Origin of the sequence: Micromonospora terminaliae, assembly GCF_009671205.1 — a bacterium.
Lineage (GTDB): Bacteria > Actinomycetota > Actinomycetes > Mycobacteriales > Micromonosporaceae > Micromonospora > Micromonospora terminaliae.
Genome location: NZ_CP045309.1, coordinates 547,481 through 569,859 on the forward strand (window position 1 = coordinate 547,481; position 22,379 = coordinate 569,859).

Below are 22,379 nucleotides of genomic sequence, written 5' to 3' on the forward strand. Positions count from 1 at the left end.
TACCCCCTCCGGTGTGGCGCCCGGTCAGGCGGCGGGTGCGGCGCCGGCGGGCGGTGTCCCGCCGGGGTCGCGGGCGTAGCGCAGCATCAGCACGCCGTCGGCGGCGGCCAGCACGTGGCGCAGCGGCAGGTGCCGGGGCGCGCTGCCGGCCCCGGCGGTGATCCGGCCCGGGCCGGCCCCGGCGAGCAGTGGCGCGACGGTCAGGCACAGCTCGTCCACCAGGTCGGCCGCGGTGAGCGCGCCGAACAGCTGCGGCCCGCCCTCGCAGAGCAGCTGGTCGAGCCCGCGCCGGCGCAGCTCGGCCAGGCCGGCGGCCAGGTCGACCCGGTCGGTGCCGCAGCGGACGAGGTCGGCCACCTCGGTCAGCCCCGGCGGCGGCTCGGCGTTCGCGCGGGTGAGCACGAGCGGCCGGACCGGCGCGTCGGCGAAGCAGGCCTGGGCCGGGTCGAGGTCCAGCGAGCCGGAGACCACCACGAGGGTCGGATATTCGGCGAGGCCCTGCTCGCGGCGCCAGGCGCGGCGCGCCTCGCCGAGCCGGACCGCCCGGTAGCCCTCGTGGCGCAGCGTGCCGGCGGCCACCACGAGCCCGTCGCAGAGCATCCGCAGCAGGCCGAAGACGCGCTTGTCGGGCTCGCCGGAGAGCCCGGCGGAGTAGCCGTCCAGGGTGACCGCGCCGTCGGCGCTGGCCACGAAGTTCACCCGCAGGTGCGGGTGCGGGGCGCGGCCGTAGAGCGCGGTCAGCTCCGGGTCGGTCAGCGGCCCGGTGACGGGTGCCGGCCAGATCCGTTCGATCGGTGTTCCGACGCTCATTCGCCGGCCGGACCGGTGACCGGAGGGGTCGGTTCGGGGGTACGGTGCTGGCAGTCGCACCACTTCCGACCAGGACAGTCGTCGTGCCGTCGCTCCCGGCACGCTCGGCAGATCATGTGGGCAGCCTATGCCGGGGAAGGATGGGACAGCATGTCGCGTCAGATCTTCCAACTGAAGATCTCCCTCGCCGGGGTCCGGCCGCCGGTGTGGCGGCGGGTTCTGGTCCCCGGCGGCTACACCCTGGACCGGCTGCACCGGGTGGTCCAGCACGCGATGGGCTGGCGCGACTGCCACCTGCACTCGTTCGACATCGACGGCCGCCAGTACGGCGAGCCCGACCCGGACGGCGAGCTGGCGCTGCGCGACGAGCTGGACGTCCGGCTGGACGCGGTGGTGGGCAAGGGCGACCGGTTCCGCTACACCTACGACTTCGGGGACTGGTGGGAGCACGACCTGGTGGTCGAGGACGTGTGCACGGCGGACCCGGACGAGCGCTACCCGGCCTGTGTCGAGGGGGAGCGGGCCTGCCCGCCGGAGGACGTGGGCGGCCCGGCGGGGTACGCCGTCCTGCTGGCCGCGCTGGCCGACCCCGGGCACGCCGAGCACGGGATGATGCGGGAGTGGGCCGGCCCCGGTTTCGAGCCGGATCTCTTCGCTGCCGACCGGGCCACCACCCTGCTGCGTCGCTTCTGCTGACCGCGTCTCCGGCGGTGCGCCGTGGGTCGGCGCGGTAACGATCTGGGAACGCTCCCATCGGTCTATTGACACCCCTGACACGTCCCGGCAATCTCATGGGAGCGCTCCCGGACGTGTGTCCCAAGCCACATCGTCGCGGCGGCGCCCCAGAACCAGAGCCTCACCATGCGACCCGCCCGGCCGACGGGCGGTCGCGAGTCAGAACCCACCACACGAGTTACCCACCTGAGAGGGGTCAGGGATGAGCGTCATGAGGCGCCGCCTCCGGATTGCCGCGGCCGCCGTGCTGGCCACGGGCCTTGCTCTCGGCAGCGCCGGGTGCAGCAAGAAGAACGACGACGAGGGGTCGACCGGCGAGGGCGGCCAGGTCAAGCTGGTCCTGCAGACCTTCCAGAACTTCGGGTACGACCAGGCCATCAAGGACTTCGAGGCGGCGCACCCGAACATCAAGGTCGAGCACCAGAAGATGGGCGAGCTGCGCGACTTCCAGCCGAAGCTGGTGCAGTGGCTCGCCGCGGGCAGCGGTGCCGGCGACGTGGTCGGTCTGGAGGAGGGCGTCCTGTTCGGGTACGTCCAGAACCCCGACAAGTTCGCCAACCTGCTCGACCTGGGCGCCGGTGAGCTGAAGGCCAACTTCCCCGAGTGGAAGTGGAACAACGCCCTGACGCCGGACGGCAAGAAGCTGATCGCGCTCGGCACCGACGTCGGTGGCCTGGCCATGTGCTACCGCAAGGACCTGTTCCAGCAGGCCGGTCTGCCCACCGACCGGGACGAGGTCTCGAAGCGGATCAGCACCTGGCAGGACTACATCGCGCTGGGCAAGGAGTTCAAGGCCAGCGGCAAGGTCAAGGCCGCCTGGCTGGACAGCGCCACCAGCCTGATGCAGCCGTACGTCATGCAGAACTCGGAGACCTTCTTCTTCGACAAGGACAACAAGTTCATCGGCGACACCAACCCGGTCATCAAGCAGACCTGGGACATGGGCCTGCAGATGGCCAAGGACGGGCTGACCGCCAAGACCCAGCGGTGGAGCGCCGACTGGGACGGGGCTTTCAAGAACTCCGCGTTCGCCACCCTCCCCTGCCCGTCGTGGATGACCGAGGGTGTCATCGCCCCGAAGTCCGGCCCGGCGAACTCCGGCAAGTGGGACATCGCCAAGATCCCCGGCGGCGGCGGCAACTGGGGTGGCTCCTACCTGGCCGTCCCGGCGCAGACGAAGCACCCGAAGGAGGCGTACGAGCTGGCCAAGTACCTGACCAGCAAGGAGGGCCACCTGGCGGCGTTCAAGGAGGCGGGCGCCATGCCGTCCGACATCGCCGGCCTCGAGGACCCGGCGTTCAAGGACAAGACGAGCGAGTACTTCAGCGGCGCGCCCACCGGCAAGATCTTCGGTGAGAGCGTCAAGAACATGAAGCCCGTCTTCCTCGGTGCCAAGCACCAGCAGGTCTGGGAGACCATCTTCGAGCCGCAGATGCAGGCGGCCGAGCGTGGCCGGCTCAGTTCGGATGCCGCCTGGAAGAAGGCGGTGGACGAGGCCAAGAAGGCGACCAGCTGAGTCGCCGGTGACCGGCCGAGCCCACGGGGAATCGCTGCCCGTGGGCTCGGCGGCGGCGCCCACACCCGGCCCACGGGTGTGGGCGCCGCGGCGAGGTCGCCGCCGTCCCACCTCCCGGAAGGACCTGCAATGAGTTCTACTGTCCGCGCGGTGCCACCATCGCGCGCCGGCTCGCCGCCTCCGCCCGCCCCGCTGCACCGCCGCCGGACGTACCGGCTCGGCCGCTGGGACCTCAAGTACTCCCCGTACCTCTACGTGGCCCCGTTCTTCGTCCTCTTCGGAGTCTTCGGCCTGTTCCCGGTCCTGTACACGGTCTACGTCTCGCTCTTCGACTACGAGCTGCTGAGCGGGACCAGGGAATTCGTGGGGCTGGAGAACTACCACCTCCTGATGCAGGACGCCCAGTTCTGGAACGCGGCCTACAACACCCTCGGCATCTTCGTGCTCAGCACCGTGCCGCAGCTCATCGTGGCGCTGATGCTCGCCAACCTGCTGAACCGGCAGATGAAGGCACGCACGCTGCTGCGGATGGGTGTGGTCATCCCCAACATCACCTCGGTGGCCGCGGTCGGCATCATCTTCGCGCTGATCTTCGCGGACCGGTACGGCCTCATCAACTGGTTGCTCGGCACGGTGGGATTCGACCCCATCGCCTGGCGGGACAACCGCTTCGCCTCCTGGTTCGCCATCGCCTTCATGGTCGACTGGCGGTGGACCGGCTACAACGCGCTGATCTACCTCGGTGCCATGCAGGCCATCCCGAAGGACCTGTACGAGTCGGCGTCGCTGGACGGGGCCTCGACCTGGCGGCAGTTCTGGGCGATCACCGTGCCGCTGATCCGGCCGACGATCCTCTTCACGATCATCATCTCCACCATCGGTGGCTTCCAGATCTTCACCGAGCCCCTGATGTACGGCAACGGCCTGGTCCGCGGCGGGGTGGACCACCAGTTCCAGACCCTGGCCATGTACATCTACGAGAAGACCTTCACCGGGAACTCCGAGTACGGGTACGGCTCCGCGATGTCCTGGCTGCTCTTCATGATGATCATCATCTTCGCGCTGATCAACTTCGCGCTGGTACGCCGGTCGGTGAAGGGGGACAAGAAGTGACCACCACGCGCACCCTTCCCCGCTCGGTCGCCCCGTCTCCGGTGGCGCCCCGCAACCGCGGCCGGCTCCCCGGTGCCCAGCTCTGGCAGGCCAGCCCGCTGACCTACCTCGCGCTCATCCTCGGCGGCGTCCTGTCGGTCTTTCCGATCATCTGGTCGTTCATCATCGCTTCGCGGGACAACAGCGCGGTCTACGAGATGCCGCCGACCCCCGGCGACCAGCTGTTCACCAACATCGACCGGATGCTCGCCAACGACGACGCCGCGTTCGTCTACGGCCTGGTCAACTCGGCCGTCGTGTCGACCGTCGTCACCATCTCGGTGATCTTCTTCTCCAGCCTGGCCGGCTTCGCCTTCGCCAAGCTCAAGTTCCGGGGCAGCAACGCGCTGCTGCTGATCATCATCATGACCATGATGGTGCCGACCCAGCTCGGTGTCATCCCGCTCTACCTGATGATGGTGGAACTCGGCTGGACGGGCACCCTGCAGGCGGTCATCGTGCCGTTCCTGGTGCAGGGCTTCGGCGTGTTCATGATGCGCCAGTACGCGATGTCCGCGATCAGCGACGAGCTGATCGAGGCGGCCCGGCTCGACGGCTGCTCCACGTGGCGGATCTACTGGAACGTGGTGCTGCCCGCGCTGCGGCCGGCGGCGGCGGTGCTCGGCCTGCTGACCTTCATGCAGACCTGGAACGAGTTCCTCTGGCCGTTCATCGTGCTGACCCCGGACACGCCGACGGTGCAGTACTCCCTGAAGATCCTCTCGTCCGGGCTGTACCAGACGGATTACGTGGCACTCTTTGCTGGTACCGCGCTGGCGACCCTGCCACTGTTGATCGTGTTCATCATCTTCGGCCGCCAGATCATCGGCGGAATCATGGAAGGCGCCGTCAAGTCGTGAGCAACCCAGCCAGCCCGCCCGCCGTCGGAGTCCTCGACCAGGGCGCGGCAGCCACCTTCCCGCCCGGCTTCCTCTGGGGCGCGGCGACCGCCGCGTACCAGATCGAGGGCGCGGCGAGCGAGGGCGGCCGCACCCCGTCGATCTGGGACACCTTCAGCCACACCGAGGGGCGGACGGTGGCGGGCCACACCGGCGACGTGGCCTGCGACCACTACCACCGGATGCCCGACGACGTGCGGCTGATGGCCGACCTGGGGTTGAAGTCCTACCGCTTCTCCGTCTCCTGGCCCCGGGTGCAGCCCGGCGGCAGCGGGGCGGTCAACGCGGAGGGGATGGACTTCTACCAGCGGCTGGTGGACGAGCTGCTGGGTCACGGCATCGAGCCCTGGCTGACCCTCTACCACTGGGACCTGCCCCAGCCGCTGGAGGACGCGGGCGGCTGGCCGGCCCGGGACACCGCCGGCCGGTTCGCCGACTACGCCCAGCTGGTCGCCGACGCCCTCGGCGACCGGGTGAAGTACTTCACCACCTTCAACGAGCCGTGGTGCTCGGCCTTCCTCGGCTACGGCTCCGGCGTGCACGCGCCCGGGCGGTCGGACGGGGCGGACGCCGTCCGGGCCGGGCACCACCTCATGCTCGGGCACGGGCTGGCCGTGCAGGCGCTGCGGGCCTCCCGCCCGGACGCGCAGCTCGGCATCACGGTCAACCTCTACCCGGTCACGCCGGCCACCGACTCGCCGGCGGACGCCGACGCCGCCCGCCGGATCGACGCGCTGGCCAACCGGTTCTTCCTCGACCCGGTGCTGCGCGGCGCGTACCCGGCGGACCTCGTCGCCGACCTGCGCCGGGTCACCGACTTCGGGCACGTCCGGGACGGCGACCTGGCCGTCATCTCGACCCCGCTGGACATGGTGGGTGTCAACTACTACAGCCGGTACGTGGTCGCCGCGCCGTCGGAGACCCCGGCGGCGGAGGCGTACTGGCGGGCACCCTCGTGCTGGCCCGGCAGCCCGGACGTCCGGTTCGTCACGCGGGGCGTCCCGGTGACCGACATGGGCTGGGAGATCGACGCTCCCGGCCTGGTGGAGACGCTGGAGCGGGTCCACCTCGACTATACGGACCTGCCGCTCTACGTCACCGAGAACGGCTCCGCGTTCGTCGACGCGGTGGTCGACGGCCAGGTCGACGACCCGGACCGGCTGGCGTACTTCGACGCGCACCTGCGCGCCGCGCACGCCGCCATCAGCGCGGGGGTGCCCCTCAAGGGCTACTTCGCCTGGTCGCTCATCGACAACTTCGAGTGGGCGTGGGGCTACACGAAGCGCTTCGGCATGGTCTACGTCGACTACGACAGCCAGGCCCGGATCCCGAAGTCCAGCGCGCGGTGGTACGCCGATGTGATCCGACGCAACGGCCTGGCCGCACAATAGGCTGGGCCAGCCAGTGACGGGCGGCCCGGCGCCGGCGCCTCACCAGGTGCCGGGCCCGCCCGATGTCGGAGGAGCACAGACGATGACAACGCAGCGCACGCGGTCGCTCGGGCGCCCGACCCTCGACGCGGTCGCGGCCCGCGCCGGCGTCGGGCGCGGCACGGTCTCCCGCGTGGTCAACGGCTCGCCGCAGGTCAGCCCGGAGGCCCGGGCCGCCGTCCAGGCGGCCATCGCCGAGCTGGGGTACGTGCCCAACCGGGCGGCCCGGGCGCTGGTCACCCAGCGGACCGACTCGGTGGCGCTGGTGGTCTCCGAGTCGGGCGAGCGGGTCTTCACCGAGCCGTTCTTCGCCGGCATCGTCCGGGGCGTCAGCTCCGCGCTGCTGGAGACCCCGATGCAGCTCTGGCTGGCCATGGCGCAGACGCAGATCGAGCGGGAACGCGTCGAGCACCACCTCACCAACCAGCACGTCGACGGCGTACTGCTGCTCTCGCTGCACGACGCGGACCCGCTGCCCACCCTGCTGGAGGAGCGCGGCCTGCCCACCGTGCTCGGCGGCCGGCCGGCCCGGATGCTGCACCCGAACGCCCAGCCGGCCTGGTTCGTCGACGTGGACAACGTCGGCGGCGCCCGGCAGGCCGTGGAGCACCTGTTCGCCCACGGCCGGCGCCGGGTCGCCACCATCGCCGGCACCCAGGACATGGGCGCCGGCCTGGCCCGGCTGTCCGGCTACAAGGAGGCGGTCCGGGCCGCGGGCGTCGACCTCAACCCGGACCTCATCGCGTACGGGGACTTCAGCGAGGGCAGCGGCACGGCGTGCATGCGCCGGCTGCTGGAGGTCTGCCCGGACCTGGACGCCGTCTTCGTGGCCTCCGACCTGATGGCCTTCGGCGCGCTCCGGGCGCTGCGCGAGGCGGGTCGCCGGGTGCCCGAGGACGTGGCGGTGATCGGCTTCGACGACGCCCCGATCGCCCGGCAGGCCGAGCCGCCGCTGACCACGGTCTTCCAGCCGGTCGAGGAGATGGGCCGGCAGATGGCCCGGCTGCTGGTCTCCCGGATCCGCGGCGAGGAACTGCCCAGCCCGCACGTGCTGCTGGACACCAAGCTCATCCACCGCGCCTCCGCCTGAGGCGCTCAGGACCAGCGGCGCAGTTCCCGCTTCGCCAGGGACGCCCGGTGCACCTCGTCCGGGCCGTCGGCCAGCCGCAGGGTGCGGGCCTGCGCCCAGAGGGCCGCGAGCGGGGTGTCCTGGCTGACGCCGGCCGCGCCGTGCCCCTGGATGGCCTTGTCGATCACCCACTCGGCCATGGCCGGCGTGGCGATCTTGATGGCCTGGATCTCGGTGTGCGCGCCCTTGTTGCCGACCGTGTCCATGAGCCAGGCGGTCTTGAGCACCAGCAGCCGCGCCTGCTCGATGCGGACCCGGGACTCGGCGATCCACTCCCGGATCACGCCCTGCTCGGCGAGCGGGCGGCCGAACGCCACCCGGGCGGCGGCCCGCCGGCAGAGCAGCTCCAGGGCCCGCTCCGCCATGCCGATCAGCCGCATGCAGTGGTGGATCCGCCCGGGCCCGAGCCGGGCCTGGGCGATGGCGAAGCCGGCCCCCTCGGCGCCGACCAGGTTCTCCCTCGGCACCCGCACGTCGGTGAAGTCGATCTCGGCGTGCCCGCCGTGCGGGGCGTCGGTGTAACCGAAGACGGTCATGCCCCGGCGCACCGTCACGCCCGGGGTGTCCCGGGGGACCAGGATCATGCTCTGCTGGCGGTGCCGGTCGGCGCCCGGGTCGGTCTTGCCCATCACGATGAAGATCTCGCAGCGCGGGTCCATGGCACCGGACGACCACCACTTGCGGCCGTTGACCACGTACCCGTCGCCGTCGCGGACGATGCGGGTGCCGATGTTGGTGGCGTCGGAGGAGGCCACCTCGGGCTCGGTCATGCAGAACGCCGACCGGATCTCGCCGGCCAGCAACGGCGTGAGCCAGCGCTCCCGCTGCGCCTCGGAGCCGAACTCGGCCAGCAGCTCCATGTTGCCGGTGTCCGGTGCGGCGCAGTTCAGCGCCTCCGGGGCCAGGTGCGGGCTGCGCCCGGTCAGCTCGGCCAGCGGCGCGTACTGGAGGTTGGTGAGCCCGGCGCCGTAGCGGCGGTCGGGCAGGAAGAGGTTCCACAGCCCACGGGCGCGGGCCTCGGCCTTCAGCTCCGCCAGCACGGGCGGGCGGGCCCACGGGTCACCGGCCGCGAGCACCTGCTCGTGGTGCACCGGCTCGGCCGGGTAGACGCATTCGGTGAGGAACGCGTCGAGCTTCTCGCGCAGCTCGACCGTCCGGGCGTCGTACGCGAAGTCCATCAGTTCCCCTTCGCGGCCCGCAGGCCGTGCTCGACCAGCGGCGCCACCATCTCACCGATCCGGTCGAAGCCGCCGCCGAGCGTCTGACCGAGGGTGTGCCGGTAGTGGATGCCCTCACAGATCACCGCGAGCTTGAAGCAGCCGAGCGCCACGTGCCAGTGCAGCGGCCCGACGTCGACGTCGCTGCGGCCGGCGTACCGGTCGATCAGCTCGGCGCCGGTGGGGAAGCCGGCCCGCGGGCCGATGCCGTCGGCCACCGGGTTGCCCTCGGCGCTGTCGCTGTCGCCCAGCACGTCCCAGTAGGTGAGCAGCAGCCCCAGGTCGGCGAGCGGGTCGCCGAGGGTGGCCATCTCCCAGTCCAGCACCGCCCGCACCGCCACCGGCTCGACCGTGGCGAGCAGGTTGTCCAGCCGGTAGTCGCCGTGCACGATCCGCCCGGCGTTCGCGCCCTCCGGGACGCTGCCGGCGAGCGCGTCGCGCAGCTCGTCGATGCCGGGCAGCGGGCGGCTGCGGGAACGGTCGAGCTGGCCGGCCCAGCGGCGGACCTGCCGGGCCAGGTAGCCGTCGGGACGGCCGAAGTCGGCCAGCCCGACCGCGGCCGGCTCGACCATGTGCAGCTCGGCGAGGGTGTCCATCATCGCCATGGCCAGGTCGCGCCGCTGGCCGGCGGTGAGCGCGTCGGTCTGCTCCCGCCGCCGGTAGACCTCGCCGTCGACCTTCTCCATGAGGTAGAACGGCGCGCCGATCACCTCGGGGTCGGCGCAGAGCAGCAGCGCCTCGGGCACCGGCACCGCGGTGGGGGCCAGCGCGGAGATCACCCGGTACTCCCGGACCATGTCGTGCGCCGTGGCCAGCACGTGCCCGAGCGGCGGCCGGCGCAGCACCACCTCGCGGTCGCCGGCGCGCAGCAGGTAGGTCAGGTTGGACTTGCCCCCGGCGATCAACCGCGCGGACAGCGGCCCGGCCAGCTCCGGCCGGTGCGCGGCCAGGTAGGTGGCGAGCCGGTCGAGGTCGAGGCCCGGCGGGGCCGGACCGGTCGGGGTCTGCGGTGCGTCGACGGCCGGATCGGTCATCCGGTTAGTTGATGGCAGCTCAGCTTTGTTGTCAAGGTGGGATGTTCCCGGCGGGACATGCCGCTGCAACGGGGGCGAAATGGTCAACCGGCAGGCTGGGGCCCAGCCTGCCGGCCGCCACGGCCGGCCCGCCGAGCGGAGGGACCAGACATGCTGCTGCGAGTGCGGGTGACCCTGCCCGACCGGCCGGGCACGCTCGGCCAGGTGGCCCGGACGCTCGGCGTCTCCGGCGCCGACATCGTCCAGGTGGTGGTGCTGGAACGGCTCGGCGGCCGGGCGGTGGACGACTTCACCGTCGTCTGGCCGGGTACGGCACGGGTGGAGCGCCTGCTCGCCGGGCTGGCCGCGATCCCGGGCGTCCGGGTGGACGGGGTGTGGCGGGCGATCGGCGCACCGACCACCACGGGTCAGGACGCCGAGCTGCTCGCCCAGGTCGCGGCGAACCCGGCCGACGGCGTCGCCACGCTGGTCGACGCGGTGCCCGGGCTGCTGGCCGCGGACTGGGCGGTGGCCGCGGTCGTACCGCTGGACTGGGCCGCGCGCGGCAGCGGCGGGGCGACGGTCGGCCACGCGAGCTGGCGCGCCCCGGTCCCGCCCCGGCTGCCGGAGGTGACGCCGCTGCGCGCCCGGTCGATGACCACGCCCGACGGCCACCACTACGCGGTCGCGCCGTTCGGCCGGGCCGGCCTGGTGCTCGTGGTGGCGCGCGACCACAGCGAGCCGCTCGCCGCGGCCGCGTTCCACTCGACCGAGGTGGACCGGCTCGCCCAGCTCGTCCGGGCCGGCGCGGTGATCCTCGGCGACCGGCTCGACCTGGTCGGCGCCCCGCCCGTGACCACCATCACCTGACCGGTCCCGCCGTTTCACCCGTGGGCAACGGGGGCGCAACAGGCACCCGGCAGGGTCGGTGGTGAGGAAGGGAGCGAACCATGGCGCTGTGGCGGATCCGTGCCACCGTGGACGACCGGCCGGGCTACCTGTCGGTGCTCACGGCGAGCCTCGCGTTGCGTGGGGTCAACATCCTCACCGTGCAGGTCCACACCACCGAGCTGGGGGCGGTCGACGACTTCCTGGTCGACGCGCCCGACCGGCTCACCGAGGCGGACCTGCGGGCGGCCGTCGAACGGGGGCGCGGGCGGAACTGCTGGGTCGCGCGCAGCGAGGCGCGCGGTCTGGCCGACCAGCCCACCCGGGTGCTCGGCCTGGCCGGCCGGCTGGTCCGGGACCCGGACGCGGCCGGTGAGACACTGCGCGTCCTGCTCGGCGCGGACGCGGTGACCTGGCGGCCGACAGCGGCCGCCCCGCCGGGCGGGGTCGACGACACCACGATGCTGCTGGCCGACCCGGCCGGCGGCTCGTACGAGCTGCGCCGGCGGGAGCCCACCTTCACCCCGGCCGAGTACGCCCGCGCCCAGGCCCTGGTCGAGCTGGCCGCCACGGTGGCCCGCCGGGACGCCGACCGGGTCACCCTGGTGCTGCCGGACACGGCCGAGGTGCCGGTGCGGCCGGCCACCGCCGACGACCTGCCGGGCGTGCTGGAGCTGCACGCGGGGTGCTCGGACCGGAGCCGACGGCGGCGCTACCTGAGCGGGGCGCAGCCGGCGTCGGCCCGGCTGCGGCGGCTCCTCGAACCGGCGCGGGGGCTGACCCTGGTCGCCACGGCCGGTGGGGCCGGGGCGCCCGTGGTCGCGATGGCCAACCTTCTCGGCGAGGGGGACGAGGCGGAGGCGGCGCTGCTGGTGCGGGACGACTGGCAGCGCCGGGGCCTCGGCTCGGCCCTGCTGCGGCGCCTGCTCGGGCACGCCGACCGGGCCGGCTACGCGGCCGTGCTGCTGCACGTGCAGGCCGAGAACACCCCGATGCTGCGCACCGTACGCCGGTTGGACCGGCCCACGACGGTGCAGCGGGACGGCGGCGTGGTGACCGTGACGGTGCCGCTGGCGCCGGGCCCGGCCCGGGTGCCGGGGCAGGCGGACGTGACCGTGCGGGCGCGGCGGTCGTCCTGACGTCACGGTGACCCGGCAGGGCCCCCGGTGCGGGGGCCCTGCCCGCCCCGGTCAGGTCGCCGGGTAGCTGCTGTAGTCCGGGAAGTTGCCGTAGAGCCGGCCGTCGCCGCCCACGGTGACCGCCTGCACCAGCAGGTCGCCGCCGACGAAGGCGCCCTTCCAGGACGCGCCCCGGCCGCCGAACGGCTCCTCCCGGTCGCCCCGGGAGCGGGGCTTGTTGATCCCCACCTTGAACGCCTGGAGGTCGACCGCGAGCTTGCCGGCCAGCTCCTCGTCGTCGCAGGCCAGGGAGGCGACGAGAGCGCCGTTGGAGGCGTTCATCTGGGCCAGCAACTCGTCGGTGGTGTCCACCACGACGATGGTGTCCACCGGGCCGAACGGCTCGGCGTGCATGAGCCGGGACCGGCCGGGCGGGGCCAGCAGCACCGCCGGCGCCACGTACGCCGAGGTGTCCTGCCCGTCGAGGAAGGGCGCGCCGTCGAGCTTGCCCCGGTGCAGGGGCACCGCCCCGCCGCGGACCGCCTCGTCGACCTTGCGGCGCAGCTCCTCGGCCTTGGCCGCGCTGATCAGCGGGCCGAAGTCCAGCTCGGGCAGCGGGTCACCGGCCGACCAGTCGTCGGCCACGGCCAGCGGGTGTCCGAACCGGACGGAGCGCACCACCGGCAGGTACATGTCGAGGAACTCGTCGACCAGGTCGCGCTGCACCACGAACCGCGGGTACGCGGTGCAGCGCTGCTTGCCGTACTCGAAGCCCTTCTTCAGGTGCGCGGCGAGCAGGTCCCACTGGGAGAAGTTCCAGATGCCCCACGCGTTGAGCCCTTCCTGCTCGATGAAGTGCCGCTTGTCGGAGTCGAGCAGCGCCGCGGCCACCTTGCCGCCGTTGGAGCGCCCGCCCACGAACGCCACGGCGCCGATCTCCGGTGCGCGGACCAGCACCTCGGAGAGCTCCTCGCCGCTGCCGGAGAGCAGGGTCGCGGGCAGCCCGGCGCGGCGCATGAGCGCGTGCGCCACGGTGAGGCAGACCGCGCCGCCCTGCGACGGGGTCTTGGCGATCACGGCGTTGCCGGCGAGCAGCTGCACCAGCTCGGCGTGCACGAGCACGCTCATGGGGTAGTTCCACGAGGCGATGTTGCTGACCGGGCCCGGCAGCGGCTCGCGGCCGTCGGCGAGCATCCGGTCGATCTCCTGCACGTACCAGCGCACACCGTCCAGCGCGCGGTCGACGTCGGCGCAGGCCAGCCGCCACGGCTTGCCGATCTCCCAGACCAGCAGGAGGGCGAGCAGGTCCCGGTGGGCGGTCAGCGCGTCCAGGGCGTCGTCGACCCGGGCCTTGCGCTCGGCGAGCGGGGTCTGCGCCCACTCCCGGTGCGCGGCGGCGGCGTGCGCGACCGCGGCGCGTGCCGACTCGGCGTCGAGGCGGGCCAGGTTGACCAGCACGGTGTTGTCGACCGGGGTGCGTACCGGTGCCGGCGCGCCGACCGCCCGCCACCCGCCCTCGACCAGGTTGTGCAGGGTGGTGATGCCGTCGGCCGCGGTGCCGAAGGCCTCCGGGGTGGCGGCCACCGCGCGGGCGAGCGTGTCGGACCAGGAGGTGCCGTCGGCGAGTCTGAGAGCCATCGCGATCTCCTCAGGGTTGTCCGGGGGAGCGGCGGCGTCGATGGCACCGCTGGTGTCGCGTACTGTCCCGCGCGGCCGAGCGGGCGGGCAACCGTACGCTCGTATGCCAGGACGCCCGTCCCGCCGCCGCGACACGTCGCGGCCCGACCGGCACCAGCTTGACCTGGGGGTACGCGGGAAGGGTGTAGAAGTCCGTCAATGATGTGATTCAGCTCCGGGCGGCGTCGACCGGGTTACCCGTCAGTACGGCGCACGCCGCCGGCCGGTTCAACCGCGCAGCGCGGCGATCGCCTCGGCGGTCGTGCAGACGGTGCCGAGCCGGCGGAAGACGTAGTCGACGGCGAACTCGTGGGCGTACGCGTCCAACCCGGACATGGCGTCGTGCGGCAGCACCACCCGGTAGCCGATCTCGTCACCGATCCGGGCCGTCTGCTCCACGCCGAAGTTGGTGGCGATCCCGCCGATCACCAGGGTGTCCACCCCGCGTGCCCGCAGCGCGGCGTCGAGCCCGGTCTCGTGGAAGGCGCCCCAGGTGTGCTTGACCACCGCCACGTCGCCGTCGCGGGGCGCGACCTCGGGCAGCAGTTCGCTCCCCGGCGGCTGCGGATCGGGGCCGGGCCGGTCGACGCGCACCACCACGACGGTGGCGCCGGCGGCGCGCCCCGCCTCGGCGAGGGCGAGGCAGCGCGCGACCACCTCCGGGCCGCTGTGCGGGGCGGTCGGCAGGTCCACGATGCGCCGCTGGAGGTCGATCAGGACGACGGCGGTGCGGGTGGGGTCGAGAGCATCCACCTCAAGATCATATCGAGCTGGGGTCGCCGCGGCTGCCCCGAACGGCGGAGCCGGCCGCCGGACCGGGGTCCGACGGCCGGCTCCGCGCCGTTGTCCGGGTCAGCTCGTGAAGGTGATCCGGTCCCGGCGGCGCCGCAGCGCCATCAGCAGGACACCGCCGCCGATCAGAGCGAGGCCGGTGAGCGAGATGCTGGTCGCGGCCACGCCGGTGAGCGGAAGGCCGCCCTCGGTGCCGCTGCCGCCACCCTGGCCGCCGCCGGCCGAGGTGCCGGGCGCCGGGGTGCCCGACGGGTTCTCGGACGGGTTCTCCGAGCCGCCCGGCGTCGGGGTCGGCGTCTCCTCGCCCGGGGTGGACGGGGTCGGCGTCGGGCTCTGCGACGACTCGCACGGCTTCAGCCAGAAGACCTTGTGCTTGTCGTCGAACGCCTTGCCGTCGGTGAGGTCCACGTCGAGCTTGAGGTGGTAGCCCTGCTTCGGGTGCAGGCTCAGCCCGGTCAGGTCGAGGTCCTTGGAGGAGAGCTTGATGACCTCGTCGTGGTCGTTCTCCGCGCCGGAGGCCGGGTCGGTGCTGATCACGACGTCCTTCTTCGACCAGACGACCTTGTCCTTCGGCGTGGCCGACGGCGCCTGCGCCCAGAGGGTGATGTTCGCCTTCTGGTCCTGGTCGAAGTTGAAGAACTCCAGCTCGAACTCGCAGGTGACGTGCGGCTGGTTGTCGACCTTGTCGGAGAAGGGCGTGCCGTCGATCTTGACGGTGCCGTTGTCGCCCTTGGGGTTGTGCGGGTTGCCGGTGGCCCAGGCGGGGGCGGCCACCAGCCCGAGCATGGCCGTGGCGGCGGCTGCGGTGAGGGCCGCGCGCGCCACGTGCCGACGCTGTGGCATGAGGAATCCTCCGAGTTCGGGAGAGGGGACGGCACATGATCGCATACCGGCACTCGTCCGGCGACATCGGACGAACGGTCTGACCTGCACGGATGTGGCCTCAGGTGAACGAAATCGGGGCCACTTTCCAGGCGTGTCGACGTAACGCGGAAGTGCCGCTCGACGCTGCGCCGTTCCCGGCGCGGAGCGGTCTTCACAACCGGCGGTGCCGACATTACATTGTCGATTATCCATGGGAGCGCTCCCGCGCTTCACCGGCTCACCCCGCCACCGCCACCCACAGGAGCTCGCCATGCCCCGTCCCACCCCGCCACCTCGTGGCCCGTCCCGGCTCCGCAGGTTGCTCGTCGCCGGCGCCGCGCTGGCCGCCGGCCTGGCCGCGGCCGTCGCCGTCCCGCCACCCGCACCGGCCGTCGCCGCGCCCGCCTTCAACTACTCCGAGGCGCTGCAGAAGTCGCTGTTCTTCTACGAGGCGCAGCAGTCCGGGAAGAAGCCCGCCTGGAACCGGGTCTCCTGGCGGGGCGACTCGGCGCTCACCGACGGCGCGGACGTCGGCCTCGATCTCACCGGCGGCTGGTACGACGCCGGTGACCACGTGAAGTTCGGCTTCCCCATGGCGTTCAGCGCCACCATGCTGGCCTGGGGCGCGGTCGAGTACCGGGACGGCTACGCCGCCTCCGGCCAGCTCCCGCATCTCCTGAACAACCTGCGCTGGGTCAACGACTGGTTCGTCAAGGCGCACCCCGCACCGAACGTCCTCTACGGACAGGTCGGCAAGGGCGACGACGACCACAAGTGGTGGGGACCGGCCGAGGTGCTGCCGATGGCGCGGCCCGCGTACAAGATCGATGCGAGCTGTGGCGGCGCGGACCTGGCGGGGGAGACGGCGGCCGCCATGGCCGCCTCGTCGATGGTCTTCCGGCCGACCGACGCCGCCTACGCCGACAAGCTGCTCGGCCACGCGAAGCAGCTCTACACCTTCGCCGACACGGTGCGGAAGAGCTACCACGAGTGCATCACCGATGCGACCAGCTTCTACCGGTCCTGGAGCGGGTGGCAGGACGAGTTGGTCTGGGGCGCCGTCTGGCTCTACCGCGCCACCGGCGACGCCGCCTACCTCACCAAGGCGGAGAGCGAGTACGACAAGCTCGGCACCGAGCCGCAGTCCACCACCCGCTCCTACAAGTGGACCATCGCCTGGGACAACAAGCAGTTCGGCACGTACGTGCTGCTGGCCAACCTGACCGGCAAGCAGAAGTACGTCGACGACGCCAACCGCTGGCTCGACTGGTGGACCGTCGGCGTCAACGGCTCCCGCGTGAACTACTCGCCCGGCGGCATGGCCGTCCTCGACTCCTGGGGCGCGCTGCGGTACGCCGCCAACACCGCCTTCGCCGCGCTGGTCTACAGCGACCGGACCCCCGACGCCACGCGCAAGGCCCGCTACCACGACTTCGCCGTCCGGCAGATCAACTACGCGCTCGGCGAGAACCCGCGCAACTCCAGCTACGTCATCGGCTTCGGGGCGAACGCGCCGAAGAACCCGCACCACCGCACCGCCCACGGCTCCTGGTGGGACAGCCAGACCGTGCCCACCGAGACCCGGCACGTGCTCTACGGCGCGCTGGTCGGCGGGCCGTCCTCGGCCAACGACGCCTACACCGACAGCCGTTCCGACTACGTCATGAACGAGGTCGCCACCGACTACAACGCCGGCTTCACCTCCGCCCTGGCCCGGCTGGTCACCGAGTACGGCGGCAGCCCGCTCGCCGGCTTCCCGACCGCCGAACAGCCCGACCTGGACGAGCTGACCGTGGAGACCACGGTGATGCAGGCCGAACCCCGCGCCACCGGGCTCAAGGCGATCATCTACAACAAGTCGGCCTTCCCGGCACGGGCGCTGACCACCGCGAAGTTCCGCTACTACTTCCGCCCCGACGGCACCGGCCCCGTGCAGGTCACCCCCGGCTACACCCAGGGCTGCCCGTCGCCCACCACGGCCAAGCAGTTCTCCGCCGACATCTGGTACGTCGAGGTCGACTGCACCGGCTGGACGATCGCGCCGGCCGGGCAGTCGCAGCACCGGATGGAGGTGCAGTTCAAGGTCGGCGTGCCGGAGGGCGGCACCTGGGACCCGACCAACGACCCGTCGTACCAGACCACCGCCGGTCCCAACCGGAAGGTGCCGCTCTACTCCGGCGGGACTCGGGTGTGGGGCGACGAGCCCGGACCGGCCACCCCGGACACCACCGCGCCGACCGTGCCGGGCACCCCGGTCGCCTCGGCCGTCACCGCCACCGGCCTCACCCTGACCTGGCCCGCCTCCACCGACACCGGCGGCAGCGGCCTGGCCGGTTACGAGGTCACCCGGGCGCAGGCCGGCAGCGACGCGCTCGTGCTCACCGACGCCCCGGGCAACACCCTCGCGGTGACCGGGCTGCTGCCCGAGCGGACGTACCAGTTCACCGTGCGCGCCCGCGACGGCGCCGGCAACCGGTCGGCGGCCTCGCCCGCCCTCACCGTGACCACCCCGGCCGCCCCGGCGCCGGACACCACCCCGCCCACCGCCCCGGGCACGCCCACCGCCTCGGCGATCGGCCCGACCGGACTCACCCTCGCCTGGGGCCCGGCCACCGACAACGTGGGCGTCACGGGCTACCGGGTCTACCGGACGGGGAACGTCCTCGTCGGGTCGAGCACCGGGACCACCCTCGCCGTCACCGGGCTGAGCGCCGCCACCGCGTACACCTTCACGGTGGTCGCCGTGGACGCGGCCGGCAACGTCTCCGCGGCCTCGCCGGGGCTCACCGTCACCACCGCGGACCCGCCGGCCGCGGGCGGCTGCGCGGTGACCTGGACGACGAGCAGCTGGGACACCGGGTTCACCGCGAACATCACGGTCACCAACACCGGGACCAGCGCGATCAACGGCTGGACGCTCGGCTTCACGTTCCCGAGCAGCGGGCAGAAGGTGGGCCAGGGCTGGTCGGCGAACTTCACCCAGACCGGTACGGCGGTGACCGCCACGAACGTCTCCTACAACGGCACGCTGGCGCCGGGGGCGTCGACGAGCTTCGGCTTCAACGGCACCCACACCGGCGCCAACCCGAAACCCACCACGTTCACCCTCAACGGTTCCCCCTGCACCACCTCCTGAGCGGTTGAGATCTTGGACAGTTGCCGTCGCCGGCGAACGGCAACTCTCCAAGATCTGCTTCCGGCCTGTGGACGGGGCGGAGCGACGGCGGGATCGGGGGCAGAGTCGGGCGAGTGAAGGTTCTTTCGGGCGACGGCGCCGCGGCGGTGGAGTGGGCGGCGTTCGCACAGGCGGGAGTGCTCACCACCGCGCAGGCGACCCGGCTGTTGAGCGAGGGCGTGGTGCGCGGCCTCGTCCGCTCCGGATGCTGGCGGTCGCTGTGCCGGGGGATTCTCCTCACCGGTAACGGCCGGCTGACCCGGGACCAGCAGCTGTGGCTCGGCGTGCTGGCCGCCGGGCCGGGTGCGGTGCTGGCCGGCCCTACTGCCGCCGCCGAGGCCGGTGTGCGGGGGCTGCGAGCGGAGCCGCTGCACGTCCTCGTGCCGGCGGATCGGCAGGCCCCGACACTGCTGCGCCGGCTGCCGATCGACATGCCCGCGGTCGTGCTGCACCGCACGTCGATCCTTCCCGGGGCGCACCTTCAGCTGGCCCGGCCGCCCCGGACGACGACCGCCCGGGCCGTGGTGGACGCCGCGGGGTGGGCCCGTGGCGTCGAGGAGGCGCAACTCGTGCTGGCGTCGGCCTGCCAGCAGCGGCGGGTGCTGCCCGAGGAACTGGCCGAGGTGGTCGACGTGCTGCCCCGCGCGCCGCGTCGCCGCCTGATCCGGCGCACCCTTGCCGACCTCGCAGGCGGCGCGGAGGCCTTGTCCGAGCTGAACTTCCTCACCCTGTGCCGGCGGTACCGGCTCCCCGAGCCCGACCTCCAGCATCATCGGCGGGACGCGGCGGGCCGGCGCCGCTGGCTGGACGCCTACTGGCGGGAGTGGCGGTTGCACGTCGAGGTCGACGGCGCGCACCACATGGACGTCCGGCAGTGGGCCGACGACATGCGCCGGCAGAACGACGTCTGGACCACCGGCGACCGCATCCTGCGCTTCCCCGCGTGGCTGGTCCGCGCCCACCCCGACGAGGTGGCCGCCACCCTCCGCCGCGCCCTCCGGGCCGCCGGCTGGCATCCCGAGAAGTGAATCTTGGAGAGTTGGCGTTCGTTTCGAACGAAAAGTCACCAAGATCTGGGGCAACCTGGGGGCGTGTTGGTGACCGTCGGGCACGGGGCCGCGGATCGGGAGCGGCTGGGGGAGTTGCTGGCCGGTGCCGGGGTGGCGCTCGTCGTGGACGTGCGGCGGTACCCGGCCAGCCGCACCAACCCGGACGTCCGGCGGGAGGAACTCGAACGCTGGCTCCCCGAGCGCGGCATCGACTACCGCTGGGAGCCCCCCCTCGGCGGCCGACGGCACGTGCCGGCCGGAGAACCGGAGCCGGACACCTGGTGGACGGTCGCGGCCTTCCGGGCGTACGCCGCCCACACCCGCACACCCGAGTTCGACGCGGCGCTGGACGCGGTGCTCGCCGACGCCGCCCACCGGACCACCGCCGTGATGTGCAGCGAGAGCGTGTGGTGGCGCTGCCACCGGCGGCTCATCGCGGACGTGGCGGTGCTCGGTCGCGGGGTGCCGGTGGCGCACCTCATGCCCGACGGCCGGCTCGGCCCGCACCGCCCCGCCGAGGGCGCCCGCCGCCTCCCCGACGGCCACCTGCTCTGGAACGGCTGACCGCCCGGAACTCGGTGGCCCAGCCACGGATCACGCCGCTACCCTGCCCGCATGCCGGAGCTGATCACCCCCACCGCCCGTCTGCACCGGTCCTGGCTGGCCGCCCGGGACGACTGGGGGCGAGGCGTCCACCAGGACGGCAGCGGACTGAAGCCGAGCGACGACGTCGACTCGCCGGAGGGCTTCGCGACCTGGGTACGCCGGCTCCAGGAGGGTGCGGACGAGTCCCGGCTGCCGGCGGGGCTGGTCCCGGCGCTCTACTGGTGGATCGTCGAGGGTGACGAGGTGCTGGGCGCTGTCAGCCTGCGGCTACGCCTCAACGACTTCCTGCTCCGGGCCGGTGGCCACATCGGCTACGGGGTGCGGCCCGCGGCCCGCCGGCGCGGCCTGGCGACCTTCGCGCTCGGCGGGGCACTGGCCGAGGCGGCCCGGCAAAGCATCGACCCCGTCCTGGTCACCTGCGACGTCGACAACACTGCGTCGGCGCGGACCATCGAGCGGCACGGCGGCGTGCTGGAAGACGTGCGGGACACCGAGCTGGGCCGCCTCCGCCGCTACTGGATCCGGACCCGCTGACGACCGAGGCCCGGCCGAGTCAGTCGGGGAGTTCGTCGGCGAGGAGGTCCATGAGCAGGCCGTCGTGCCAGCGGCCGTCCGCGCCCCGCTCGTAGCGGCGCAGGATGCCGACCGGCCGGAACCCCACCTTCGCGTACGCCCGGATGGCCGCGGTGTTCGCCGCCGCCGGGTCGATGGTGAACCGGTGGTGGCCGTACTCGTCGATGAGGTGCCGGACCAGGGTGCGGATGGCGTCCCCGCCGAGGCCGGCGCCGCGGGCCGCCGGGTCGAGGAAGATGTCCAGGCTGGCGTGGCGGTAGTCGGGGTCGGTCTCCGCGTACCACTGGATCGCCCCGACCAGCCGGCCGTCGTGCTCGATGACGTAGACGGTCAGGTCGCCGTCGGCCAGGTCGGCGCGGACCGCCTCGGCCAGGTCGTCCCCGCCCCGCCACCAGCGGCGTACCTCCGGGGTGGCCCGGATCGCGGCGAGGGCCGGCACGTCGGCGTCGGTCGCCGGTCGCAACGTCACGGCCCGTCCCCGCAGCACGTCTCAGCCCCGGATCTCGCCGTGCTCGACGCAGACCGCCGACCAGCCGGCCGGCACGACCTGCACCTTCATCCGCCGCCGGCAGTGCGCGCACCAGCGGGGCGGCTCCAGCGCCCGGGCCGCCGCGCACGCCTCGTGCGGGCCCGCCGCCACGGACTCGCCACAGCGGTCGCACCAGCCCGGGGCCGCGGCGGGACCGCCGGCCGGGCCCAGCGGGCCGGCGGCGGGCTCGACAAGCTCGGTCACGTCGTCCTCACAGGGTCGCGGAGAGCGCCTTCACCGGCATCTTCAGGTCGTCCAGCAGCTGCAGGTCGGCGGTCGCCGGCCGGCCCAGCGTGGTCAGGTAGTTGCCGACGATGACCGCATTGATGCCCCCGAGCAGGCCGTCCCGGGTGCCCAGGTCACCGAGGGTCAGCTCGCGGCCGCCCGCGTACCGGAGGATGGTGCGCGGCATGGCCAGCCGGAACGCGGCGATGGCGCGCAGCGCGTCCTTGCCCTCCACCACCGGGCGGTCGGCGAGCGGGGTGCCCGGGCGGGGGTTGAGGAAGTTCAGCGGCACCTCGTGCGGGTCCAGCTCGGCGAGCTGCGCGGCGAACTCGGCGCGCTGCTCCACCGTCTCGCCCAAGCCGAGGATGCCGCCGCAGCAGACCTCCATGCCGGACTCGCGGACCATCTTCAACGTCTCCCACCGCTCCTCGAAGGAGTGCGTGGTGACCACGTTCGGGAAGTAGGAGCGGCAGGTCTCCAGGTTGTGGTTGTAGCGGTGCACACCCATCTCGACCAGCTCGTCGACCTGCTCCTGGGTGAGCATGCCGAGCGACGCGGCGACCTGGATGTCGACCTCCGCCCTGATGGCGGCCACGCCCTCGCGCATCTGCTTCATGAGCCGCGCGTCCGGGCCGCGCACGGCGGCCACGATGCAGAACTCGGTGGCCCCGGTCGCCGCGGTCTGCTTCGCGGCCTCGACCAGCGCCGGGATGTCCAGCCAGACCGACCGGACCGGCGAGGTGAACAGGCCGGACTGCGAGCAGAAGTGGCAGTCCTCCGGGCAGCCGCCGGTCTTCAGCGACACGATGCCCTCGACCTCGACCTCCGGGCCGCACCAGCGCATCCGCACCTCGTGGGCGAGCTGGAGGGCGGCGGGCAGGTGCTCGTCGGGCAGGTTCAGCACGGCGAGGACACCGGCCTCGTCGAGGCCGACGCCGTTCTCCAGCACCTGGGTCCGGGCCTGGTCGAGGATCTCTGGCAT

The 22,379-nt window shown here is 72.8% G+C and carries 21 protein-coding genes; 12 read left to right on the forward strand and 9 right to left on the reverse strand.

Annotated features, from left to right (window positions below):
- Positions 1–24: 24 nt before the first annotated feature.
- Positions 25–810 carry a pyrimidine reductase family protein gene (locus GCE86_RS02510; protein WP_154225401.1) on the reverse strand — a complete coding sequence of 262 codons (786 nt, stop codon included), beginning with the start codon at positions 808–810 and terminating at the stop codon, positions 25–27.
- 150 nt (positions 811–960) lie between these two features.
- On the opposite strand from GCE86_RS02510, the gene GCE86_RS02515 reads away from it, so the two are divergent.
- The 6 genes from GCE86_RS02515 to GCE86_RS02540 all read left to right on the forward strand — a co-directional run bounded on the left by GCE86_RS02515 (position 961) and on the right by GCE86_RS02540 (position 7,632).
- Positions 961–1,506, forward strand: a complete 546-nt coding sequence (locus tag GCE86_RS02515) for a plasmid pRiA4b ORF-3 family protein (RefSeq protein ID WP_154225402.1) — start codon at positions 961–963, stop codon at positions 1,504–1,506.
- A 250-nt stretch (positions 1,507–1,756) separates the two neighbouring features.
- A complete protein-coding gene (locus GCE86_RS02520) occupies positions 1,757–3,061 on the forward strand; it encodes an ABC transporter substrate-binding protein (protein WP_239542790.1) in 1,305 nt (434 codons plus the stop codon).
- A gap of 129 nt (positions 3,062–3,190) precedes the next feature.
- The gene (locus tag GCE86_RS02525; RefSeq protein WP_154225404.1) at positions 3,191–4,174 is read left to right on the forward strand and encodes a carbohydrate ABC transporter permease; all 984 of its coding nucleotides are present in this window, start codon (positions 3,191–3,193) and stop codon (positions 4,172–4,174) included.
- 41 nt (positions 4,175–4,215) lie between these two features.
- Complete coding sequence (locus GCE86_RS02530) at positions 4,216–5,073, forward strand: carbohydrate ABC transporter permease (RefSeq protein WP_154230300.1); 858 nt, start codon at positions 4,216–4,218, stop codon at positions 5,071–5,073.
- A complete protein-coding gene (locus GCE86_RS02535) occupies positions 5,070–6,503 on the forward strand; it encodes a GH1 family beta-glucosidase (protein WP_154225405.1) in 1,434 nt (477 codons plus the stop codon). The genes GCE86_RS02530 and GCE86_RS02535 overlap by 4 nt, the downstream gene beginning before the upstream one ends.
- An 82-nt stretch (positions 6,504–6,585) precedes the next feature.
- Positions 6,586–7,632, forward strand: coding sequence for a LacI family DNA-binding transcriptional regulator (locus tag GCE86_RS02540; RefSeq protein WP_154225406.1), 1,047 nt, complete (start codon positions 6,586–6,588; stop codon positions 7,630–7,632).
- Between the two features lie 5 nt (positions 7,633–7,637).
- Here the strand turns inward: GCE86_RS02540 and GCE86_RS02545 are convergent, their stop codons facing one another.
- Both GCE86_RS02545 and GCE86_RS02550 read right to left on the reverse strand, forming a co-directional pair.
- Positions 7,638–8,849, reverse strand: a complete 1,212-nt coding sequence (locus GCE86_RS02545; protein ID WP_154225407.1) for an acyl-CoA dehydrogenase family protein — start codon at positions 8,847–8,849, stop codon at positions 7,638–7,640.
- The gene (locus GCE86_RS02550; protein ID WP_154225408.1) at positions 8,849–9,922 is read right to left on the reverse strand and encodes a phosphotransferase family protein; all 1,074 of its coding nucleotides are present in this window, start codon (positions 9,920–9,922) and stop codon (positions 8,849–8,851) included. Before GCE86_RS02550 ends, GCE86_RS02545 begins: the two co-directional genes overlap by 1 nt.
- A gap of 150 nt (positions 9,923–10,072) precedes the next feature.
- Here GCE86_RS02550 and GCE86_RS02555 point away from each other — a divergent pair, with 150 nt between their 5' ends.
- A complete protein-coding gene (locus tag GCE86_RS02555) occupies positions 10,073–10,771 on the forward strand; it encodes an ACT domain-containing protein (RefSeq protein WP_154225409.1) in 699 nt (232 codons plus the stop codon).
- Between the two features lie 80 nt (positions 10,772–10,851).
- Positions 10,852–11,928, forward strand: coding sequence for a GNAT family N-acetyltransferase (locus GCE86_RS02560; RefSeq protein WP_154225410.1), 1,077 nt, complete (start codon positions 10,852–10,854; stop codon positions 11,926–11,928).
- A 51-nt stretch (positions 11,929–11,979) separates the two neighbouring features.
- Here the strand turns inward: GCE86_RS02560 and GCE86_RS02565 are convergent, their stop codons facing one another.
- The 3 genes from GCE86_RS02565 to GCE86_RS31770 all read right to left on the reverse strand — a co-directional run bounded on the left by GCE86_RS02565 (position 11,980) and on the right by GCE86_RS31770 (position 15,219).
- Positions 11,980–13,545, reverse strand: a complete 1,566-nt coding sequence (locus tag GCE86_RS02565; RefSeq protein WP_154225411.1) for an aldehyde dehydrogenase family protein — start codon at positions 13,543–13,545, stop codon at positions 11,980–11,982.
- A 267-nt stretch (positions 13,546–13,812) separates the two neighbouring features.
- Positions 13,813–14,337, reverse strand: a complete 525-nt coding sequence (locus tag GCE86_RS02570; protein ID WP_154225412.1) for an isochorismatase family protein — start codon at positions 14,335–14,337, stop codon at positions 13,813–13,815.
- 99 nt (positions 14,338–14,436) lie between these two features.
- Entirely contained in the window at positions 14,437–15,219 is a 783-nt protein-coding gene (locus tag GCE86_RS31770; protein ID WP_163636812.1) for an LPXTG cell wall anchor domain-containing protein, read from the reverse strand.
- A gap of 292 nt (positions 15,220–15,511) precedes the next feature.
- Between GCE86_RS31770 and GCE86_RS02580 the strand changes: the two genes are divergently transcribed.
- The 4 genes from GCE86_RS02580 (at position 15,512) to GCE86_RS02595 (ending at position 20,604) form a co-directional block, all read left to right on the forward strand.
- Positions 15,512–18,376 (forward strand): glycoside hydrolase family 9 protein, encoded by a 2,865-nt coding sequence (locus GCE86_RS02580; protein WP_154225413.1) that lies wholly within the window; start codon positions 15,512–15,514, stop codon positions 18,374–18,376.
- A 113-nt stretch (positions 18,377–18,489) separates the two neighbouring features.
- Entirely contained in the window at positions 18,490–19,443 is a 954-nt protein-coding gene (locus GCE86_RS02585; protein WP_154225414.1) for a DUF559 domain-containing protein, read from the forward strand.
- A 63-nt stretch (positions 19,444–19,506) separates the two neighbouring features.
- Complete coding sequence (locus tag GCE86_RS02590; protein ID WP_154225415.1) at positions 19,507–20,028, forward strand: DUF488 domain-containing protein; 522 nt, start codon at positions 19,507–19,509, stop codon at positions 20,026–20,028.
- Between the two features lie 51 nt (positions 20,029–20,079).
- Positions 20,080–20,604, forward strand: a complete 525-nt coding sequence (locus GCE86_RS02595) for a GNAT family N-acetyltransferase (protein ID WP_154225416.1) — start codon at positions 20,080–20,082, stop codon at positions 20,602–20,604.
- A 19-nt stretch (positions 20,605–20,623) separates the two neighbouring features.
- Here GCE86_RS02595 and GCE86_RS02600 read toward each other — a convergent pair whose 3' ends face one another.
- The 3 genes from GCE86_RS02600 to bioB are packed head-to-tail and all read right to left on the reverse strand — an operon-like array spanning position 20,624 to position 22,379.
- Positions 20,624–21,130 (reverse strand): GNAT family N-acetyltransferase, encoded by a 507-nt coding sequence (locus GCE86_RS02600; RefSeq protein ID WP_154225417.1) that lies wholly within the window; start codon positions 21,128–21,130, stop codon positions 20,624–20,626.
- A 3-nt stretch (positions 21,131–21,133) separates the two neighbouring features.
- Positions 21,134–21,376, reverse strand: coding sequence for a biotin synthase auxiliary protein BsaP (gene bsaP, locus GCE86_RS02605; protein WP_420846465.1), 243 nt, complete (start codon positions 21,374–21,376; stop codon positions 21,134–21,136).
- A 7-nt stretch (positions 21,377–21,383) separates the two neighbouring features.
- The gene (bioB, locus tag GCE86_RS02610) at positions 21,384–22,379 is read right to left on the reverse strand and encodes a biotin synthase BioB (protein WP_091269293.1); all 996 of its coding nucleotides are present in this window, start codon (positions 22,377–22,379) and stop codon (positions 21,384–21,386) included.

Excerpts from the sequence above, each read along its gene's own strand:
- bioB (WP_091269293.1), bottom strand. The coding sequence starts at position 22,379 with ATGCCAGAGATCCTCGACCAGGCCCGGACCCAGGTGCTGGAGAACGGC.
- GCE86_RS02550 (WP_154225408.1), bottom strand. The coding sequence starts at position 9,922 with ATGACCGATCCGGCCGTCGACGCACCGCAGACCCCGACCGGTCCGGCC.
- GCE86_RS02510 (WP_154225401.1), bottom strand. The coding sequence starts at position 810 with ATGAGCGTCGGAACACCGATCGAACGGATCTGGCCGGCACCCGTCACC.
- GCE86_RS02565 (WP_154225411.1), bottom strand. The coding sequence starts at position 13,545 with ATGGCTCTCAGACTCGCCGACGGCACCTCCTGGTCCGACACGCTCGCC.
- GCE86_RS02515 (WP_154225402.1), top strand. The coding sequence starts at position 961 with ATGTCGCGTCAGATCTTCCAACTGAAGATCTCCCTCGCCGGGGTCCGG.
- GCE86_RS02525 (WP_154225404.1), top strand. The coding sequence starts at position 3,191 with ATGAGTTCTACTGTCCGCGCGGTGCCACCATCGCGCGCCGGCTCGCCG.
- GCE86_RS02545 (WP_154225407.1), bottom strand. The coding sequence starts at position 8,849 with ATGGACTTCGCGTACGACGCCCGGACGGTCGAGCTGCGCGAGAAGCTC.
- GCE86_RS02540 (WP_154225406.1), top strand. The coding sequence starts at position 6,586 with ATGACAACGCAGCGCACGCGGTCGCTCGGGCGCCCGACCCTCGACGCG.
- GCE86_RS31770 (WP_163636812.1), bottom strand. The coding sequence starts at position 15,219 with ATGCCACAGCGTCGGCACGTGGCGCGCGCGGCCCTCACCGCAGCCGCC.
- GCE86_RS02580 (WP_154225413.1), top strand. The coding sequence starts at position 15,512 with ATGCCCCGTCCCACCCCGCCACCTCGTGGCCCGTCCCGGCTCCGCAGG.
- GCE86_RS02555 (WP_154225409.1), top strand. The coding sequence starts at position 10,073 with ATGCTGCTGCGAGTGCGGGTGACCCTGCCCGACCGGCCGGGCACGCTC.
- GCE86_RS02595 (WP_154225416.1), top strand. The coding sequence starts at position 20,080 with ATGCCGGAGCTGATCACCCCCACCGCCCGTCTGCACCGGTCCTGGCTG.
- GCE86_RS02560 (WP_154225410.1), top strand. The coding sequence starts at position 10,852 with ATGGCGCTGTGGCGGATCCGTGCCACCGTGGACGACCGGCCGGGCTAC.
- GCE86_RS02520 (WP_239542790.1), top strand. The coding sequence starts at position 1,757 with ATGAGGCGCCGCCTCCGGATTGCCGCGGCCGCCGTGCTGGCCACGGGC.